The 1,215-nt window shown below is 71.4% G+C and carries 1 protein-coding gene; it reads right to left on the reverse strand.

Annotation, left to right across the window (positions count from 1 at the left end):
* Window positions 1–1,215 (reverse strand): beta-galactosidase domain 4-containing protein (locus tag FNH08_RS50320; RefSeq protein WP_152778722.1); only part of this gene is annotated, 1,215 nt, incomplete at both ends.

Below are 1,215 nucleotides of genomic sequence, written 5' to 3' on the forward strand. Positions count from 1 at the left end.
GCCCCCGTCCCCGCCCCCGTCCTCGTACCGCAGCGCGGGGACGCTCGCCAGGGGTACGGGCGTCACGGCCGGGCTGTCGGCGTCGACGCGGAGCTGCTGCTTGGCCACCTCGAAGCCGGCCTTCGCCCACGGGGCGGACTCCCTGGTGGTGAAGGACAGTTGGAGGAAGTACTCGGTGCCCGCGGCCGGGGCGTCCGGCAGCTTCACCGGCACCGTGATGTCCTTGCTGCCGAGCGGCGGGACGTCCAGCTGGGTCCGGCTCAGCTTTCCGCGCCGGACGACCTCTCCGTCGGCGACGAGGGACCAACGGCCGTCGAACTCACGGAGGTTGGTGAACAGGTACTCGTTGGTGAGCGTGACCGCCGCTCCGGAGGAATCGAGCGCGAGGGAGGCCCCGGAGGCCGGTGCCGCGCCCACGGCCTGGTAGATCTGCTTGATCTCGGCGGCCTTGCCGGTGTGCCCCCGGTCGGCGGTGACGATGCCGTCCGCGTTGGAGGTCCCGTCGTTGGGGTTGTCGCCCCAGTCACCGCCGTACGGGAAGAAGGTCTTCTCGCGGGGCCGCTTCTCGGTGAGTTCGGCGGCGGCCGCGTCGAACCAGAGCCGTACGCCCTCGTCACCGGGACCGCGGCTGTCGGAGCCGAGCTCGGCAGCGCTCAGGGCACGGGCGTACACACGCGCCCGGCGGATCGTGCCGCTGAACTCCCGGGTGGGGTTGTCCACGTCGGTGGCGAGCGCGAGGGGCGCGGTGTTGCTGCTGGGGGTGCGTGTTGTGGTCCGGGTGGCCTTCACCGCACCGTCGACGTGGAGGGTCAGCGTGCCGGCGTCCGCGTCGAAGACACCGGCAACGTGGTGCTCGCCGCCGGTCCAGTCGTCCGGGAGGGCCCAGCTCGCGCTGATCCACTGGCCGCCACCGTAGATGAAGAACTCCAGCGTCCTGTTCGTCTGCTTGAGGGCGTACTGGGTGTCGCCCTTGGCGAGGATCGGCTGGTGTTCGCCGGTGTAGTGCGGGGTGATCCAGGCTTCCAGCGTGAGCGAGCCCGTGAGGTCGAGACGCTCGTCGCGGGCGAAGACGGTGGCGCCGTAGACACCCTTGGCGCGGTCGAAGGTGCCGCTCGCGGGGAGGATCTCGGCGCGCAGCGCGCCGGGCCCGGACTCGGTGAGGATCTTGCGCTTCGGGACGGGCCAGCTCAGCCCCTGGTCGACGAAGTCCCAGAC

Source organism: Streptomyces spongiae, assembly GCF_009377185.1.
In the GTDB taxonomy this organism is placed as follows: domain Bacteria; phylum Actinomycetota; class Actinomycetes; order Streptomycetales; family Streptomycetaceae; genus Streptomyces; species Streptomyces spongiae.